Annotated in this window: 17 protein-coding genes; 3 read left to right on the top strand and 14 right to left on the bottom strand. The window is 64.8% G+C overall.

The features are described from left to right. Positions 1-246 precede the first annotated feature (246 nt). Complete coding sequence (locus tag EDC64_RS08060) at positions 247-672, top strand: hypothetical protein (RefSeq protein ID WP_245504585.1); 426 nt, start codon at positions 247-249, stop codon at positions 670-672. A gap of 576 nt (positions 673-1,248) precedes the next feature. Next, positions 1,249-1,461 carry an AbrB/MazE/SpoVT family DNA-binding domain-containing protein gene (locus EDC64_RS08065; protein ID WP_132030751.1) on the top strand — a complete coding sequence of 71 codons (213 nt, stop codon included), beginning with the start codon at positions 1,249-1,251 and terminating at the stop codon, positions 1,459-1,461. A 1,321-nt stretch (positions 1,462-2,782) separates the two neighbouring features. Here the strand turns inward: EDC64_RS08065 and trmB are convergent. From trmB to EDC64_RS08135, 14 genes are all read right to left on the bottom strand, one after another. Then, positions 2,783-3,535: a tRNA (guanine(46)-N(7))-methyltransferase TrmB gene (trmB, locus tag EDC64_RS08070; protein ID WP_338023391.1), complete on the bottom strand. Its 753-nt coding sequence runs from the start codon at positions 3,533-3,535 to the stop codon at positions 2,783-2,785. Between the two features lie 321 nt (positions 3,536-3,856). Further along, positions 3,857-5,050 carry a methionine adenosyltransferase gene (gene metK / locus EDC64_RS08075; RefSeq protein WP_132030752.1) on the bottom strand — a complete coding sequence of 398 codons (1,194 nt, stop codon included), beginning with the start codon at positions 5,048-5,050 and terminating at the stop codon, positions 3,857-3,859. 92 nt (positions 5,051-5,142) lie between these two features. Beyond that, on the bottom strand, positions 5,143-5,553 hold the full coding sequence (locus EDC64_RS08080) for a helix-turn-helix domain-containing protein (protein WP_132030753.1): 411 nt from the start codon (positions 5,551-5,553) through the stop codon (positions 5,143-5,145). Between the two features lie 94 nt (positions 5,554-5,647). Continuing rightward, positions 5,648-7,270, bottom strand: a complete 1,623-nt coding sequence (lnt, locus tag EDC64_RS08085) for an apolipoprotein N-acyltransferase (protein ID WP_420808951.1) — start codon at positions 7,268-7,270, stop codon at positions 5,648-5,650. Next, on the bottom strand, positions 7,267-8,250 hold the full coding sequence (locus EDC64_RS08090) for a hemolysin family protein (protein WP_132030755.1): 984 nt from the start codon (positions 8,248-8,250) through the stop codon (positions 7,267-7,269). The genes lnt and EDC64_RS08090 overlap by 4 nt, the downstream gene beginning before the upstream one ends. Before the next feature lie 21 nt (positions 8,251-8,271). Then, entirely contained in the window at positions 8,272-8,775 is a 504-nt protein-coding gene (gene ybeY / locus EDC64_RS08095; protein WP_132030756.1) for an rRNA maturation RNase YbeY, read from the bottom strand. Between the two features lies 1 nt (position 8,776). After that, entirely contained in the window at positions 8,777-9,748 is a 972-nt protein-coding gene (locus EDC64_RS08100; protein WP_245504597.1) for a PhoH family protein, read from the bottom strand. 111 nt (positions 9,749-9,859) lie between these two features. After that, on the bottom strand, positions 9,860-11,245 hold the full coding sequence (gene miaB / locus EDC64_RS08105; protein ID WP_132030758.1) for a tRNA (N6-isopentenyl adenosine(37)-C2)-methylthiotransferase MiaB: 1,386 nt from the start codon (positions 11,243-11,245) through the stop codon (positions 9,860-9,862). A gap of 128 nt (positions 11,246-11,373) precedes the next feature. After that, on the bottom strand, positions 11,374-12,315 hold the full coding sequence (gene olsA, locus EDC64_RS08110) for a lyso-ornithine lipid O-acyltransferase (protein WP_245504587.1): 942 nt from the start codon (positions 12,313-12,315) through the stop codon (positions 11,374-11,376). Beyond that, positions 12,312-12,767 carry a Fur family transcriptional regulator gene (locus EDC64_RS08115; RefSeq protein ID WP_207915968.1) on the bottom strand — a complete coding sequence of 152 codons (456 nt, stop codon included), beginning with the start codon at positions 12,765-12,767 and terminating at the stop codon, positions 12,312-12,314. The genes olsA and EDC64_RS08115 overlap by 4 nt, the downstream gene beginning before the upstream one ends. A 94-nt stretch (positions 12,768-12,861) precedes the next feature. Further along, positions 12,862-13,350, bottom strand: a complete 489-nt coding sequence (locus tag EDC64_RS08120; RefSeq protein WP_132030759.1) for a GNAT family N-acetyltransferase — start codon at positions 13,348-13,350, stop codon at positions 12,862-12,864. Continuing rightward, on the bottom strand, positions 13,347-14,030 hold the full coding sequence (gene tsaB, locus EDC64_RS08125; RefSeq protein WP_132030760.1) for a tRNA (adenosine(37)-N6)-threonylcarbamoyltransferase complex dimerization subunit type 1 TsaB: 684 nt from the start codon (positions 14,028-14,030) through the stop codon (positions 13,347-13,349). The genes EDC64_RS08120 and tsaB overlap by 4 nt, the downstream gene beginning before the upstream one ends. A gap of 110 nt (positions 14,031-14,140) precedes the next feature. Further along, positions 14,141-14,701, bottom strand: a complete 561-nt coding sequence (locus EDC64_RS08130; RefSeq protein WP_132030761.1) for a NifU family protein — start codon at positions 14,699-14,701, stop codon at positions 14,141-14,143. Between the two features lie 148 nt (positions 14,702-14,849). After that, positions 14,850-15,314, bottom strand: coding sequence for an Hsp20 family protein (locus tag EDC64_RS08135; protein WP_132030762.1), 465 nt, complete (start codon positions 15,312-15,314; stop codon positions 14,850-14,852). Positions 15,315-15,573: 259 nt separating this feature from the next. Here EDC64_RS08135 and EDC64_RS08140 point away from each other — a divergent pair, with 259 nt between their 5' ends. Further along, complete coding sequence (locus EDC64_RS08140) at positions 15,574-15,966, top strand: hypothetical protein (RefSeq protein WP_132030763.1); 393 nt, start codon at positions 15,574-15,576, stop codon at positions 15,964-15,966. Positions 15,967-16,085 lie beyond the last annotated feature (119 nt).

Below are 16,085 nucleotides of genomic sequence, written 5' to 3' on the forward strand. Positions count from 1 at the left end.
GGGCAAAGTGACTCACCATCAAAATAAAATATTAAATACTCAGTGCGTGTAGTGTTGCAAAAAAAGGAGACATTCGTGACAGACCGAACTTATAATCTCAATGGTGGCTTCAAGCCGACGATGAAGCGTTTCGCTGACCTAAAGGGTCCGGACTTCTTTCCAACCCCAGCATGGGCTACACACGCGCTTATCGAAAACGAGCCATTCAGCGGTCAAATTTGGGAGTGCGCTTGTGGGAACGGTGCCATGTCTATCGTTCTCGAACAAGCAGCTAAGTCGGTAACTAGCTCCGACTTGTACGACCGAGGGTATGGGGACTCTGGTATTGACTTTCTCAAATCGACGCGTCTCTCAGACAATATCGTGACTAATCCGCCATACAATGCTGCTGAAGGGTTTGTTCGATCTGGTGTGTCCCAAGCAAAGCGGAAATTTGCTCTATTGCTGAGGCTTGCGTTCCTTGAAGGAGTGCATCGATCAAATACGATTTTCTCCGAGTGTCCGCCGAGCCGCGTCTGGGTGTTTAGTGAGAGAATCACCTTTTATCCTGCCGGTGCCGTGCAGCAAGGGAGTGGTACTACCGCTTACGCATGGTTCGTATGGGACAAAGATGCACCTAGCCGCACAGAGTTGAAGTGGTTGAGGCCGGGTTATAAGCATCGCTTTGATTGAGTATATCACTGTTCCGGTATTCTATATCCGACTCGGGGCGCGTGTATAAGGCGGCCGTCGTGAATGTAATTTCCAGGTGTTTTTTCGTGAGACTTAATATTTCGCACGATTTGGTGCCACATAGGTTCACCCGGGCGCTTGGCAGACGCTGAAATATTTGCTGAATCGAGGTTTACGTATTTCGGTATTTCGCGGTAGGCGCGCTTAAATGTGCAAAGGCCGCCATTGGCCTGCGCTATCTGTACGATGCCGCGAGCGATATCGGTTTCGTCTGCCATAATGCTGACCCTGCTCATTCAGCTAAGCTTTCTCCAAGTTGATGGGCCAGGCAAGAGAAATTTGCAGCGACACAACTCCTGGAGGGCCATGCGCCAGGCGCGGGGGCACGATCGGGCGTGGTTAGTTTCCGGCTCTGATCGCCGGGCGGGGCTGAGGAAGGTGGGGAGGTACGAGGGAGGGCAAGCGTCGAGCGCATCGTCGCGATCCTAGGGCAGCCTCCAGCGAAGTAACGCCCGATCAGTCTTGATTGCGTGAGGACGACCCTTACCTTGGCTGAGCCTCACCACGGGGGTCGATATGATCGTCAGCAAGCTCACGGCGACGGGCCAGACAACAATCCCGCAGGCCGTCAGAACCGCCCTTCATCTGCGGGAAGGAGATCAGATCGCCTATCGCATTGACGGGGAACGCGTCGTTCTCACCAAGTTCGCCAAACCGGCCGTCGATCCATTCGCCGCGTTCGACGAATGGGACGGTGACGCGGACAGGAGGGCGTATGCCGGGCTTTGATGGAGCCGTGCGCGTCCCTTCCCCCGCTTGAACAGACCGTCAGAACCGGCGGGCCTGGTCGTCTCGGATAGCAGCATCGGCGAGGCGGCCGTGCTCTAGGTGGTGATGATCACCAGCGCAGAAAATCGCCCCTGGCCGAGCTATGTCTTCTTGGGGATGTCGCTATCGCGAGTCCGGCCTGCCCGCCCAATCGGTCGTCCGGTCGTGCAAGCGCCTCCAATGATATGCGTCTGCCCGGCCCATTTGGGGCGCATATCCCGCGATCCTGACAAAAGCGATACCGACGCCGTTGGACCCGGGGAGCATAAAACGCTGATTTTAGATATAATGATATGCTTATAATTGAAGCTAAATGTATCGCATATGTCGCCTCCGTATGACGGATCTGTGTATGTCGCTCGCGTATGTCAGTCCTGCGTATGTCAGTCTCGCGTATGTCGGGTGGTGTATGTCGCGAAAATCGGCATTGCGGATGGGCGCGCGCTTATTCAGCGATATTCATCTTGCGATTCATGCGAGAATCGCTCTATCATTTTTTCATGACAAGAGGTGGCCAAATGGCTTCTGAGCTTGACGCTATCGTGCTGGACGCCACAAGCGCTCTTCGCCCCCTCTTAGAGAGGGCGTTTGAAGCAGGGCGCGCCGTCGGTCGCCGGGAGGCTACTACCGAATTGCGAGCACGCCTATCGGACGCGATTGGACCGATAATGAGTCAGAACGAGATTCTTGAATTAGCCCGTCAAGGCGATGGAGCCGGAGTCAGCGTCTTTGACTCTATGCCTACAAACCAAGCGTCCTCCAGGGCTGCGCCCGGAACCGTGAGGCCAGCGATTCTTGCGCTTGTGCAGTCACACCCGCAGGGCATTAGGAGGGAAGATATAGAGCGCCTGTCCGGCGTGAAGGGGAATAGCGTTCGCGGAACGCTCTATAACCTTCAAAAAGACGGATTTGTTATGAGGCGCGGGCGTCATTGGCTCGCGGCGCCTCAAAAGAATGAGCCCGTTGACGTAAAATCCGCGGCGGATCCGTCAACGGGCTCTGATCGAAACCCAGCGCAAGGCCGTGAAGCCGGTCCGGGAGGTGGTACATGACATAGACTCTACAGCCTATCTCCGGCTCGAACGCCTAGGCGTCGGGCCGGGCTTTTGGGGCTAGCAAGCGCGGGATAAGGCTGTCCATCCAACATCCCGAGGGTGCAAGTCCCTCTAGCTCCACCAACCGGCGCACTGAGCGAAAGCTCGGTGCGCCGACCTCTTTAAGCTAGTTGAATCGGAAGAGTCCGTCCAGTCGGGCCATGCCGATCCTCAAACTACAGCCCCCCTCACCCCTTCCGGAACGCCAGATAGGTCGCCTGCCGGCCGGCTGCGCGGGCCTTGGCTTCGTAGCGGGTGCCGGGCCAGGCGGGGAAGGGGCGGCGCCAGTCATCGGCGCGGGCGGCGGTCCAGGCGAGGGCGCCGTGGGCGCGCACTTCGCGCAGCGTCCAGTCGACATAATCCGGCACGTCGCTGGCGAAGCGGAACAGGCCGCCGGGGCGCAGCGCCCGCGCGATCAGGTCCAGATTGTCCGGCCGCACGAAGCGGCGGCGCCAGTGGCGGCGCTTCGGCCAGGGGTCGGGATAGAGCAGATCGACCCGCGCGAGACAGGAGGGCGGCAGCCGGGCGAGCAGGAGCGCGGCGTCATCGTCGAACACCCGGACATTGTCGAGCCCGGCGGCCTCGATATCGGCCAGCGCCCGCGCCATGCCGTTGAGGAAGGGCTCGACGCCGAAAAAGCCGGTGCGCGGCGCGCGCGCCGCCTCGGCGACCAGATGCTCGCCGCCGCCGAAGCCGATTTCGAGCGCCAGATCCTCCGGCGGGGTGGCGAACAGAGCCGCGGGATCGGCGAGGTCGGCCAGAGCCAGGCGGTAGCGGCCGATCAGCCGGGCATGGCTCGCCGCCTGGAGGGCGCGCAGCGGCTTGCCGACGCGCCGGCCGTGCAGGGCCGCCATCTGGCCGGTCTGCGGGTCGCGCCGCGGCCCCGCTTGGGTGAAGACGGTTTCGTTCGTTATACCGTCCGCGTCGGGTTTCACGGACATGATCGGCTCCTGCGAACGGGGATTCGGTCGGGCCGGCTCAACCCCTTGCGTGCCAAGAGAAAACGCCCTCCTGCCTGCCGCCGCGGCAGCGCGGGCCGGCGCGCCGGGACCGACGCGGACGGCTCGGCTGCGGCGCCGCTGCGGCGCCGGCGCGGGGCCGAAGGCGGGGCCACGCGCCGCGTGTTACGGCCGCGAGATCGGCCGCGACATTCCGCCGGAACAGGCCTGTTCCGGCGCCAGATGCGCCGAGTCCGCCCGTCTTCCGGTGATGACGGGGCGGCGAAATCTTGGCGGCGCCGGGGCGCCGCCCGTCCGGCCGGCTCAGGCGAGCGCGGTGCGCAGCGCTTCCGTCAGGTCGGTGCGCTCCCAGGAGAAGCCGCCGTCCAGCTCCGGCGCCCGGCCGAAATGGCCGTAGGACGAGGTGCGGGCATAGATCGGCTGGTTGAGGTTCAAGTGCTCGCGGATGCCGCGGGGGCGCAGATTGACCACCTCGCGCAGCACGGTTTCGAGCTTGGCCTCCTCCACCTGCCCGGTGCCGTGCAGGTCGACATAGACCGCCAGCGGGTCGGAGACGCCGATCGCATAGGCGAGCTGGATCGTCGCCCGCTCGGCGAGGCCGGCGGCCACGACATTCTTGGCGAGATAGCGCGCGGCATAGGCGGCGGAGCGGTCGACCTTGGTCGGATCCTTGCCGGAGAAGGCGCCGCCGCCGTGCGGGGCCGCGCCGCCATAGGTGTCGACGATGATCTTGCGGCCGGTGAGGCCGCAATCGCCGTCGGGGCCGCCGATCACGAATTTCCCGGTCGGGTTGACGTGCCAGACCGTGTCGGCGGTGATCCAGCCCTCCGGAAGGGCTTGGCGGATATAGGGTTCCACGATCGAGTGCACGTCGTGGGAGGACAAATGCGCGTCGAGATGCTGGGTGGAGAGCACGATCTGCGTGACGCCGACCGGCTTGCCGTTCTCGTAGCGCACGGTGACCTGGCTTTTGGCGTCCGGGCCGAGCGCCTTGGTCTCGCCGCTGCGCCGGGCCTCGGACAGGACCTTCAGGATCTTGTGGGCATAATAGATCGGCGCGGGCATGAGTTCGGGGGTCTCACGCACGGCATAGCCGAACATGATCCCCTGGTCGCCCGCGCCTTCGTCCTTGTTGCCGGCGATGTCGACGCCCTGGGCGATGTCCGCCGACTGGGCGTGCAGCAGCACCTCGATGTCGGCGGTTTCCCAGTGGAAGCCCGCCTGCTCGTAGCCGATGTCGCGGATGGCGACGCGGGCGAGATGGCAGATCAGGTCCTTGGTGATGGTGGACGGCCCGCGCGTCTCGCCGGCGATCACCACCCGATTGGTGGTCGCCAGCGTCTCACAGGCGACGCGGACCTGGGTCGGATCGAACCCCTGGTCCAGCGACGCCCGGAAAAACGCATCCACCACCTCGTCCGAAATCCGGTCGCAGACCTTGTCCGGATGCCCCTCGGAGACCGATTCGCTGGTAAAAAGGTAAGACGACCGCGCCATAATTCCCTCGCCCTAAACGGCTTTCATTCGTTCTGGCAAACCCCCACCCCTCGGTCAAGACCGAGGGCGAGAGTCGTTTGACATACCGAACGTCAGCCGGCCACCTCTTCGCCGGCGATCGCCGACACCAGGTCGACGATGCGACGCCGCACCTTGCCGTCGGCAATGCGCATGAAGCTGCGTGTCAGGGCCAACCCGTCGGAGGTGGCGAGGAAGTCGTTGACAAAGGCGGGGGAGCCTGCGTCGCCGAAGCCTTCGGGATCGTTGCCCGCCGTGGGAATACCTTCAAAGAAGAAGGCCACGGGCACCGCCAGCACGACCGAGATCTGCTGCAACCGGCTCGCTCCGATCCGGTTGGTACCTTTCTCGTATTTTTGAATCTGCTGGAACGTGATTCCGAGGCTCTCTCCCAGTTTCTCCTGGCTCATCCCCACCATCATGCGCCGCATTCGAACGCGGCTGCCTACGTGTTTGTCGATCGGATTTGGCGCCTTCTTGACCATGGTCTCTCCGGTGGAATCGGAAAAGAATCTGAACTTCGCAAAGCGAAGGCTGCCCTGACCGGCGCAAGATACGCATTCGCGAATGTAGCGTCGATCAACTTTTGAGTGTGTTTTCCGGCGTGCGCGTCGCCCGTCGACCGAGGACGGCGAGGAGTAAAGTCGTAAAATACAAGCCGGCGAAGGGAGTGGCTCCATAACGACCGGCGGGGGGCGGCGTATCGAGCCCGCGGGGGAGGCCGGCATCGAGGTTGCCCTTCTCGCCCAGATTGAGAGCTGCGACGATGCGCCCCAGTGGGTCCACGACGGCGGAGATGCCGGTATTCGCGGCGCGCACCAAGGGAAGCCCCTCTTCGATCGCCCGCAGCCGCGCCTGCAGGAAATGTTGGTAGGGGCCGGGCGTCAGCCCGAACCAAGCATCATTCGTGACGTTCAGCAGGAATCCCGGACGCGGCCCCTCCGGTATCACCGAATGCGGAAAGATCGCTTCGTAACAGATGAGGGGCGCAGCGCTCGGAGCTCCCGGCAAGTCGAGGGGAACGTGATGCGTGCCGGCGGCGAACCCGCCGCGCTGGCGGGTGAGCTGTTCCAGGCCGAGCGCCTCCAGCGTCTCCTGGAACGGGAGATATTCGCCGAACGGCACCAAATGCACCTTGTCCACGCTTTGGCGCACCACGCCGTCGCCATCGATCACCCGAATGGAATTGAAGATGGAGGACGTCTGGCCGGACGGCGGTCGGCCGGAACGCGCGGCGCCCGTCACCAGCGTGACATTGTCGGGCAGAGCCGCGGCGATGCGGGCGGGTGCCCAGGGTTCGAGGTCGTAGATGAAGGGAAAGGCACTCTCCGGCCAAATCAGAAGCGTCACGTCGTCGAGCCCTCGCGGGTAGGCGGTGCTCGGTTGCCCACTTAAGGCGAGGTAATCGTCGAGGATCCGGTGCCGCTCGCCATAGGCGAATTTCCGGTCCTGCGGCAGCGCCGGCTGCATGATTCGCAGATGAACGTCTGCGACATTGCCGATCTCCTGACGCAACCGGAGCATTCCGGCGCCGTAAAGGCAGAGCAACACAGCCGCCGCGGCGGCGGGCCACAGGGCGCGTCGGGACGGCGGCGCCGGGTCCAAAAGAAGCGCCGGACTCGCGAAGATCGGGACGGCAATCAGCGTCAGCCCCCAGAGGCCGACAAAAGCAGCGGTCTGGGACAAAGCGAGATTTTCCGCCAGCGCATAGCCGAAGCTGTTCCAGGGAAAGCCGGTCAGGACATGCCCGCGCAGCCATTCCCCGGCCACCAGCCCCGTTGCGAGGGCGAAGATCCGCGTCGGGCCGTTCGACCAGAGAAGGCGCGCGAGAGCGAGCCCGAAACCGGTGAAGATCGCGAGTCCTGCCGGAAGTGCCACGACGGCGAACGGCAGGAGCCAGCCGAAGACGTCCGCCTCGACCAGAAAAGCGCTGCCGATCCACCAGAGCGAAGCGAGGAAATAGCCGAAGCCGAACCACCACCCGTCGCAGGCCGCGCCCCAGGCCGCGCGCCATCCCTTCCCCGGCCTGCCGTCGAGCAGCAGAACGAGGAGGGGAAAGGTCAAGAACAGAACCGGCCACAGCCCGAACGGCGCTGTCGATAAAGCCGAGGCTGCCCCTGCTCCCATCGCGAGGAGGCTACGCCGCCATCCGCGCTGTCCGCCCAGCCGAAGTGCGGCTCCCCTCAAAAGGCTCGCCGTCACGCGCTCCCGCCGCCAGCCGACTTGCCGCTCACCGCCATGTCCTGCGGCAGGAGGATCCGCAATTGTTTGAGGCGGCGCGGGTCGGCGTCGATCACTTCGATGCGGTAATCGCCGGGCATGGCGATGATTTCGCCGATGCGCGGGACCCGGGCCGCCAGCGTGATGACCAGGCCGCCCAGCGTGTCGACCTCGTCCGCGACTTCGGCGGGAGCGAAGCTCGATCCCAGAACGTCGGTGACCTCTTCGAGAGGGGTGCGCGCATCCACCAGAAACGAGCCATCGGGCTGCGCCTTGATCAGCGCCGCTTCGTCGTCGTGCTCGTCCTCGATCTCGCCGACGATCTCCTCCACCACATCCTCAATGGAAACAAGGCCGTCCGTCCCGCCATATTCGTCGATGACCAAGGCGAGATGCACCCGTGCGGCCTGCATCGAAATGAGGAGGTCCACGGCCGGCATCGAGGGCGGAACGTAGAGAAGGCGACGCACGAGACCGGCACTGTTCAGCGATTGGGACAGGTCGACGGAAGCGAGATTCAGCGTTTTGACGTCGGCTTCCCTCTGCCCCGGAAGAACGCCCGTCATGAATGCAAGGAGGTCCCGGATGTGAACCATGCCGACGGGATCGTCGAGCGTGTCGTCATAGACGACCAGGCGCGAATGGGAGGCGTTGGCGAAGGTCACCATCAACTCCCCGAGGGGAACGTCCTTGTGGACCGCGACGATGTCCGCCCGCGGTACCATGATGTCGCCAATGCCGACTTCCTTCAAGTGAAGGATGTTGCGCAGCATCTTGCTTTCGGAGGGCGAAAATTCGCCGGCCTCCTCGGCCTGCCCGCTTGCAGCGGCATCGAGCACCTCCATGAGGTCGGTGCGCAGCGAGCCTTGCGGGCGAAAGGTGCCGAGGAGGGCACGCAATCGGTCGATGAAACTCTGCGGCTCCGAGGCGGCGGGGTCGCTCGACTGGTCGATGTTGGACATGGTCTCCCTTTGGTGTGTCCGTCAGGTTTCGGCCGGCAGGGCATAGGGATCGGAAATGCCCAGCCCCGCCAAAATGGTGCGCTCGACATCCTCCATCTCTTCCGCCTCTTCCTCGTCCTCGTGATCAAAGCCGAGAAGATGCAGCGTGCCATGGATGACGAGATGAGAAAGGTGGTCCGCGATGCGCTTGTCCTCGGAGCGGGCTTCCGCTGCGACGGTTTCGAAAGCGAGAATGACATCGCCCAGCGGGACCGGGGCGCCGACACCCGGCGGTTCCGCCGCGGGGAAGGACAGGACGTTCGTCGCCTTGTCCTTGCCGCGCCACTGGCTGTTGAGAATGCGGATCCGCGCATCGTCGCTGAGGATGATGCTCATCTCGTAGGCGCCCGGGTCGAGGTCCGCCGCCTCTGCGATCGCGGCGCGCGCCGCCTGTTCAGCGCGTGCGGCGGCATCGGCAAGCGCCGCCCAACCATCGGCTTCGATCAGCACGTCGATGGATAAAGCGGGACTTCGCGCCTCGGCCATGTCACGGCCCCTTCGCAATGCGGGCCGCGTCGCTGGCCTCGTAGGCGGCGACGATCCGGCCCACCAATTCGTGGCGCACGACATCCTGGGCCGTGAAGTGACACACCCCCACGCCCTCGATCCCGTCGAGCAGCCGGATCGCCTCGGCGAGGCCCGAGGTCTGCCCGGACGGCAGATCGACTTGGCTCGGATCGCCGGTGATGATCATGTGGGAGTTTTCGCCGAGCCGTGTGAGAAACATCTTCATCTGCATCGATGTGGTGTTTTGGGCCTCGTCGAGGATCACGGCGGCGTTCGAGAGCGTGCGGCCGCGCATGAAGGCGAGCGGCGCGATTTCGATCTCGCCGGACTGGAGGGCACGCTCGACGAAGGCGCGGTCCATGAGATCGTGCAACGCATCATAAATCGGCCGGAGGTAGGGGTCCACCTTCTCCTTCATGTCGCCGGGCAGAAAGCCGAGACGCTCGCCCGCTTCGACCGCCGGCCGCGACAAGATCAGACGGTCGACCATGCGGCGCTCGAGCAGGTGGACCGCATAGGCGACCGCGAGCCAGGTCTTCCCCGTTCCCGCCGGGCCGGTGCCGAAGACGAGGGTGTGGCGTTTCAGCGACCGGATATAAGCGTCCTGCGCCGCCGTGCGGGCGCGCACTGGCCGCCGGCGCAGCTGGATCTCGTCGAAATTCTGTCGGTCCTCGGACGGGTCGAAATCGAACAGAGAGCCCTGCGCAACCGCTTCGCGGATGGCTCCTTCCACATCGCCGACGCCGACGTCCCGCCCCCGCTTCAGGGCATCGTACAGATGTTCGAGGACCCGCCGCGCCTGTTCGCATCCGTCGCGTGCGCCTTCGAGCGTGACATGATTTCCGCGCGAATCGGCCTTGACCCCGAGCTTGCGCTCCAACAACGCCAGGTTGCGGCCATAGTGGCCGAAAAGCTGGGTCGCGAGGCGATTGTCGTCGAAGGCGAGGACCACCTGGGCGGGGCCGTCTTCGCCCTGGGCCGCCCAAGGGTCGGCGACGGCGGCGCGGGCTGGGCCCTGGGGAACTTGCGGGCGGTCTCTCTCGACGCCGGATCTGCGCAACGCTCAAGCCTCCAAGGCGGCAAGCGGGGGGACGCTTGTCGGCGCGGGAATGGGAAGGATACGTCCGGCGAGGCTGTTCGGCCCCGCTTCGGTGATGGTCACGCGGACGAAGCTGCCGATCGCCGCGCCCGGCCGATCGACCACGACGGACTGAAGATAAGGTGAGCGGCCAATGACCTGACCGGGCATCCGGCCGGGCTTTTCCAGCAGCACATCGAAGGTGCGGCCGACACAACTGCGGTCGAATGCGCGCTTCGAGGCTTCGAGCGCCGCCTGAAGCCGGTGCAGGCGCGCGGTCATCACCTCCTCCGCCACTTGATCGGAGAGGTCGGCGGCAGGTGTGCCGGGGCGTGGCGAATATTTGAAGGAATAGGCGCCCGCGAAGCCGACATGCGCGATCAAGTCCATCGTTTCCTCGAACTCGGCTTCGGTCTCGCCGGGAAAGCCGACGATGAAGTCCGACGACAAAGCAATGTCGGGTCGCACGGCCCGCATGCGCTCGACGATATCGAGAAACAGGTCGCGCCCATGGCGGCGGTTCATCGCCTTCAAGACCCGATCCGAGCCGGACTGAACCGGAAGATGGAGATAGGGCATCAATTCCGGCAGATCGCGGTGCGCGGCGATGAGGTCCTCTCCCATGTCGCGCGGATGGCTGGTCGTGTAGCGAAGCCGGTCGATGCCGGGGATCTGCGCCAGGCGATGGAGCAGTTCGGCGAGATTCCAGCTCCGCCCCTGCGGGCCCAGCCCGTGAAAAGCGTTCACATTCTGCCCGATCAGCGTGAGCTCGCGCACGCCCTGATCGGCGAGCCGTTCAGCTTCCGCCACGATCTTCGCCACCGGGCGAGAAAGCTCCGACCCCCGCGTATAAGGCACGACGCAGAAGGTGCAGAACTTGTCGCAGCCTTCCTGAACCGTCAGGAACGCCGTGGGGCCACGCTTGCGCGTCGCGGCGAGGCTTGGTGCGGGAAGGTGGTCGAACTTGTCGTCGGCAGGAAATTCGGTATCGACCGGCCGGCGACCTGCACGCGCTTCGGTCAAAAGGTCCGGCAGGCGATGGTAACTTTGCGGTCCGACCACGAGATCGACGACAGGAGCCCGGCGCATGATTTCCGCGCCTTCCGCCTGAGCGACGCAGCCCGCGACCGCGACCAGGGTCTCGCGGCCGGTTTCCGCCTTGGCTTTGCGCAACCGGCCGAGTTCGGAATAGACCTTTTCTGCGGCCTTCTCGCGAATATGGCAGGTGTTGAGAATCACGAGATCGGCGTCCGACGCCTCGCTCGTCTCGACATAGCCCTCCTTGGCCAGAGCATCCGCCATACGATGCGAGTCGTAGACGTTCATCTGGCACCCGAAGGACTTCACATACAGCTTGCGGGGCGCGTCCATCTTGCCTGTTCTGTCAGCTCCACAATCACTCACGGACGCGACGCTCCCGTGACGTCGGCGCTGCCGATCTCCAGTGTCGAAACATATCTGCGGTTTTACCGGCAAACGACCGGTTTGGAAACTCAGGCTTACGGCGGGGGCGGACGCGGTGCGACAGGGGCCCCCATCAAGGCGGTTTCGGTCAGGCGCCGAACTTCCGCCTCGCAATCGCGTGTCACGCTCTTGCGGTCCGCATCGGCCTCGAGAAGCCGTGGCTCGCCAAATGTGACCTGCACGTCGATCGCCCCTTGGCGCACGGCTTCGAACAGGTGCGGAGCCAGATCGAGGTCGCCGACCCAGGCCGCAATGCCCCGGTGTGACCGACCCATGGGAATGCCCTGCAGCCGCACATAGGCGATCGACATCGGCTGTACCACTGTCGTGCCATTTGCCGTGAACGCCTCGCGGGCGGCACCCACGAGGGCCGTGCGGAACGGCAGGACGCGATTGCCGTCGCCTGACGTGCCCTCGGCGAAAAGCACGACCGGATCGCCGAGCGAGAGGCGCTGCCCGATCTCCCGCGCCGTCGTACCCGTGGCGTGACGGCGCTCGCGATCCACGAACACGGTGCGCTGAAGCACCGCCAGAAGTCCGATCACCGGCCACCGCCGGACTTCGCTCTTCGCGACGAAGAAGAGCGGGAAGAGCGATCCGACAACCGAAATGTCGAGCCAGGAGACATGGTTCGACAGAAGGAGAAGCGGCCGGCCGGGCGCCGGTGTCCCGCTGACATGCACGCGCACCCCGATCAGCTTCAATACGATGCGGTGGTAGAGCTTGGGGATGTGGCGGCGCGGCGCAAGCGCGAGCTTCACCGCCAGCCATTGCAGCGGAATTCCGACCGCGGTGACCAGGCCGACGCCCGTGAACACCAATCCCATTCGGACCCGATCGAGCAGGCGTGCCCCGGCGGCCGGTTCCGGCCCGAGGTCGGGCATGGGGCTCGAATGGAAGATGGCGGCAAGGTCGGGGTCGCTTGGCAAGCGTTCGGGGCGCCCGGTAATTCCGGCGCCGAACGGATCCTTGCTCACGTGTCGCTCTCGTCGAGCGGGAGGACGTACAGGTCCAGACGATGGCCGACGATGCGATAGCCGAGGCGGCGCGCGATCTCCTCCTGAAGCCGTTCGATGTCTTCGGAGCGGAATTCCACGACCCGGCCGCTGCGCAGATCGATGAGATGGTCGTGATGCTCGTCCGGGACCGCTTCGTAGCGCGACCGCCCGTCGCCGAATTCATGCCGCGCGATGATGCCCGCATCTTCGAACATCTTGACGGTCCTGTAGACGGTGGAAATCGAGATATTGTCGTCGATGGCGCTCGCGCGGCGGTGAAGTTCCTCAACGTCAGGGTGGTCTTCCGCGGCGGTCAGCACGCGCGCGATGACGCGGCGCTGGTCGGTCATGCGCATGCCCTTGGCATAGCAAGCTTCCTCGATCGCGCTGATCTTCCCGCTCAAGGGTTGTTCCCCTCCTCCGTCAATCATGGGCGGCTTATCGCCTTCCCCGGCGGTCACCGCAAGGCGCTGCCCTCGGCTCCCTGTTCGTGCCGACACTTCAGGGCCGGTCCAGCATTCCGCGTCAAAAATCGAGACGCATCCGAACGGCATCGGCCGGCGTTCCGCTTGCCGTAGCATAATAGCCTTTTCTGCGCCCGGTCTCGGTATAACCGAGGCGGCGATAGAGCCGGAGCGCCGCAGAATTGGTCGCTTCCACCTCCAGGTGCGAAGCGCGAACGCCGCGTGCCGCCAGCCGGCCGAGATGGTGGGCGAGCAGCGTTCTTCCATGACCGCGGCCCCTCGCCTCCGGCAGGACGGCGATCGACAGGATTTCCGAGTCCGGGGGGACGACATGCGACAGCACGAAGCCCACGACCGGGCCGTTCGGCTCCCGGCAAACCACGTGCGCTTCGGCCGTGCGGTCGCCCAGCAGCCGCTCGAACTCGTCTGCGCCCCAGCCGCGCCGGAACGCGGCGGCGTGGGTGGCGGCGAGGTCCTCGGCATCCGCGGCGGTGGCGATCCTCACATGGGGCGCTGGACGCGACCCGAAAAGGCTCCCCAGAAACGTCATTGCCGTGCGATCCGGGCCCCATCCTGCGGCTTGGCGTCGGCCGGGCGCAGATAGAGCGGCTTCGGCTCCGCCGTGGTGGGCTCGGCGACACCGCCGAGCCGCGCCACCCAGGCGACGTCGGGGGCTGGCAGGGGATCGACCGACAGCGGAGGCGCCTCGCCCGGCGGCCAGGCCTCAGCGACCAGAGGCGCGCCGGAGCCGACCAGCCGAACGGCGCCGATGGCGGCGGAACGCGCCGCGTCGCGCGCCGCGGCGATGCGTGGCGGAACCAGCGTCCGACCGCCGAACCCGAACATCTGCATGAAGACGTGGCCATGCCGCGCATCCACGGCGGCGAGCACCGGGAGCGAATCGTCAAGCGCGAGGAACGGCGCGGCCAGAGCGGCGAGCGTGGTCACGCCGACGGCCGGGCGGCCGGTCGCGAGGGCGAAACCGCGGGCAGCGGAAAGGCCCACGCGAAGCCCTGTAAAGCTACCGGGGCCAACCGTGACCGCGATCCGGTCGAGTTCGGCGAAAGTGATCCGCGCATCGCGCATCACCTGCTCGACCATGGGCAGCAGGGCTTCGGCGTGGCCGCGTTCCATGAACAATGAATCCCCGGCGACCACGCGGTCGGCTTCGAGATCCATGACGGCGACCGAGCAGGCGGTCAGCGCCGTATCGAGAGCAAGTATGAACATGGTGCCTGTGCCGCCCGAATCCGGCGGCCACCTTCCACCGAATTCCCCCGCGACGAAAGGGGCGGCACGGAAAATCGCTGTCCCGAGCCGGCGGACCGGTGGCGCGCCGCTTAGACCGGGCGTACCTCGACCACTTCGGGCACGAAATGGCGCAGCAGATTCTCGATGCCGTTCTTCAGCGTCGCGGTGGACGACGGGCAGCCGGAGCAGGAGCCCTTCATATTCAAGAACACCACGCCGTCGCGGAAGCCACGGAAGGTGATATCGCCGCCGTCATTGGCGACCGCGGGGCGCACCCGGGTCTCGATCAATTCCTTGATCGTATCGACGATCTCGGCGTCGCCTTCGGCAAAGAACTCATCGTCATCCGCCCCGTCGGCAGCAACGCCCTCGGCCAGGATCGGCGCGCCGGACATGAAATGCTCCATGATGGCGCCGAGAATCGCCGGCTTCAGGTGCATCCACTCTCCATCCGCCTTGGTCACTGTGATGAAGTCGGAACCGAGGAATACCCCGTTGACGCCGTTCACTTCGAACAGGCGCTGGGCGAGCGGCGAGCGCTCAGCCTCGTCGGACGAGCGCAGTTCGAGCGTGCCGTCCCCGAGCACGGTGCGGCCGGGAAGGAACTTCAGCGTCGCCGGGTTCGGCGTCGGCTCGGTCTGGATGAACATGTGTGCGATCCTTGGAAAAGGGCCTCAAGGCCCGCATGCTCCAAAGATAGGGACGCAGCGTCGCCGGGGAAAGGCCGGCTGACGCGAAGACGCCCCGGCCGGAGCCGGGGCGTCTGATGCAAGTCCGCCTTTACATACTTATGCAAGGTCAGGCCGCGACCTGGGCCTCTACGGCGCGCGGCGCGTCGGCGGTGGAGATGGCGATGGTCCGCGGCTTCTTGGCCTCGGGAATGTTGCGCACCAGATCGATGTGGAGCAGGCCGTTCTCGAGCTTGGCGCCCTTCACTTCGACATGGTCCGCGAGTTGGAAGCGGCGCTCGAAGGCGCGCGCGGCGATGCCGCGATACAGCATCTGCGCCTTGTCGGCCCCCTCCGCCTCGGCTTTTTCACCGCGCAGCGAAAGGGTGTTTTCCTTTGCCTCGATCGACAGTTCGGAGGGGGTGAACCCCGCGACGGCAACGGTGATGCGGTACGCGTTTTCTCCGGTCCGCTCGATATTGTAAGGGGGGTAGGTGGGCGCTGCGTCCACGCCGCCGACCGTGTCGAGCAGCGAGAACAGGCGGTCGAAGCCGACCGTATTGCGATACAGCGGCGTGAGATCAAAGCTACGCATGGCATATCCTCCATCAAGCGACATGCAGGGATGGACCCGCCGAAGCCGGGTCCGGGATCTTGCGCAGTCCGTAAGGGACCTGCGACGATAGCGATGTGGGAACGGCCTTTCTGTCCGTCAAGAGCCGCGCGGACCGGGATGAACCCTCTCTGAACGTGTCTCTCGGGATTCGTTCACGGGCGCGGGCTATAGTCACATGGTCCTCGTCACGGTGCCTTTTTCGACGACGCCGAACGGCTCAGCGCATGGAGGTCGAGGCATGCCGATCGCTCCTGTCCCTCTTGCAGCGTGCATCGCTCTCGCCGGCTTTACTCTTGCTGTCCGGAGTTCGAGCCATAGCAATGCCGAGGTGCTGGGGGTTACGTTGAGCCCGCCATTTCAAGGCACCGACAGTTCCGTCAGCGGAACAGCGCCACCCTACAGCCCGTATGTCGGGCGATCGGACAAGCCCCATCCGGTCACGCCGGAGACGGTCGAGGCATATCTCGCCGCACGCGGTTTCACAGGGATCTCGAATCTCGAGCGGCGCGGCGGCAGTTATATTTGCGAGGCCACAGGCCCCAGGCGCGAGCGCGTTCGGCTCGTGGTCGATGCCAGCAGTGGGGACATCAGCGGCATGCAGGTGATCGGCTTCGGCGATAAACGCTATTGATCAGGCCCGCGGATCTGGGCTCCCGTGCATCGGCCCCGTGCGTTGCCCCCAACTGCCCGAGCGTGTAACGCTCGGCGGCCCGCCGCCTGCCGGCCCAGTTCGATAGTGCGCTCGCATGA

This window comes from Aquabacter spiritensis (assembly GCF_004346185.1).
Lineage (GTDB): Bacteria > Pseudomonadota > Alphaproteobacteria > Rhizobiales > Xanthobacteraceae > Aquabacter > Aquabacter spiritensis.

What these genes read in the sequence shown, in the direction of transcription:
- EDC64_RS08080 (WP_132030753.1), bottom strand. Translation starts at nt 5,553, where the DNA reads ATGGTCAAGAAGGCGCCAAATCCGATCGACAAACACGTAGGCAGCCGC.
- ybeY (WP_132030756.1), bottom strand. Translation starts at nt 8,775, where the DNA reads ATGGCCGAGGCGCGAAGTCCCGCTTTATCCATCGACGTGCTGATCGAA.
- EDC64_RS08130 (WP_132030761.1), bottom strand. Translation starts at nt 14,701, where the DNA reads ATGTTCATCCAGACCGAGCCGACGCCGAACCCGGCGACGCTGAAGTTC.
- EDC64_RS08135 (WP_132030762.1), bottom strand. Translation starts at nt 15,314, where the DNA reads ATGCGTAGCTTTGATCTCACGCCGCTGTATCGCAATACGGTCGGCTTC.
- EDC64_RS08065 (WP_132030751.1), top strand. Translation starts at nt 1,249, where the DNA reads ATGATCGTCAGCAAGCTCACGGCGACGGGCCAGACAACAATCCCGCAG.
- EDC64_RS08120 (WP_132030759.1), bottom strand. Translation starts at nt 13,350, where the DNA reads ATGACGTTTCTGGGGAGCCTTTTCGGGTCGCGTCCAGCGCCCCATGTG.
- tsaB (WP_132030760.1), bottom strand. Translation starts at nt 14,030, where the DNA reads ATGTTCATACTTGCTCTCGATACGGCGCTGACCGCCTGCTCGGTCGCC.
- trmB (WP_338023391.1), bottom strand. Translation starts at nt 3,535, where the DNA reads ATGTCCGTGAAACCCGACGCGGACGGTATAACGAACGAAACCGTCTTC.
- metK (WP_132030752.1), bottom strand. Translation starts at nt 5,050, where the DNA reads ATGGCGCGGTCGTCTTACCTTTTTACCAGCGAATCGGTCTCCGAGGGG.
- EDC64_RS08090 (WP_132030755.1), bottom strand. Translation starts at nt 8,250, where the DNA reads ATGTCCAACATCGACCAGTCGAGCGACCCCGCCGCCTCGGAGCCGCAG.
- EDC64_RS08060 (WP_245504585.1), top strand. Translation starts at nt 247, where the DNA reads ATGTCTATCGTTCTCGAACAAGCAGCTAAGTCGGTAACTAGCTCCGAC.
- EDC64_RS08115 (WP_207915968.1), bottom strand. Translation starts at nt 12,767, where the DNA reads ATGATTGACGGAGGAGGGGAACAACCCTTGAGCGGGAAGATCAGCGCG.
- miaB (WP_132030758.1), bottom strand. Translation starts at nt 11,245, where the DNA reads ATGGACGCGCCCCGCAAGCTGTATGTGAAGTCCTTCGGGTGCCAGATG.
- EDC64_RS08140 (WP_132030763.1), top strand. Translation starts at nt 15,574, where the DNA reads ATGCCGATCGCTCCTGTCCCTCTTGCAGCGTGCATCGCTCTCGCCGGC.